This window comes from Vibrio sp. 1069, assembly GCF_033340555.1.
The window spans coordinates 1-513 of record NZ_JAWOWP010000966.1 but is presented as its reverse complement, the minus strand read 5'-3'; the positions used below and the strand labels follow the sequence as shown (position 1 = coordinate 513).

Below are 513 nucleotides of genomic sequence, written 5' to 3'. Positions count from 1 at the left end.
TGCTCAGGTGAATCGCGTCATTGAAGATTTTGATGTGAACTTCAAGCAGAGCAAGGGGCCAGACTGTTCTATAACCCTCAGCGCAGACCGTGCGAAAAAAGAGGCCGCGAACAAGGCTGTTGGTAGTGCAAGCCGTGCCTGTCTGTTCGAGTGGCAGCAGATCCCCGATGGACTGGTCCAAGACCCGTTATCGGAATCTCCTTCGTTGTCAGGTTCCCTGGCCGAGAACGGTGATCACCCTCTGGGGTGGCGGGTAAGTATTTTCACCCGTAACGGCACTCGGGTGACGTTGAACGACGAGACTTTCAATGTCGAAGCGGTTGACCCACCAGCTCCGACCGTTGAACTAGCCTCCGACTACAACTTCAAAGACAACATCTACTTGGTGCCGATGACAGGTAACTACCTGGGTGATGCCATTATCAACTCTGAACGAGCTGATCTGGATATTGCCATATCGCGCAACTCTGATGTTCTTGAGTCTGAGACCTTCACTCCGGGATGGGGTGCCAC

At 53.2% G+C, this 513-nt stretch carries 2 protein-coding genes; one reads left to right on the top strand and one right to left on the bottom strand.

The window, feature by feature from the left end:
* Positions 1-181, bottom strand: a 181-nt coding sequence (locus tag R7040_RS30075) for a hypothetical protein (protein WP_318098137.1), incomplete at its 3' end; no start/stop codon positions are given.
* A 24-nt stretch (positions 182-205) separates the two neighbouring features.
* Here R7040_RS30075 and R7040_RS30070 point away from each other — a divergent pair.
* The coding region (locus tag R7040_RS30070; protein ID WP_318098136.1) for a hypothetical protein at positions 206-513 on the top strand (308 nt) is incomplete at its 3' end.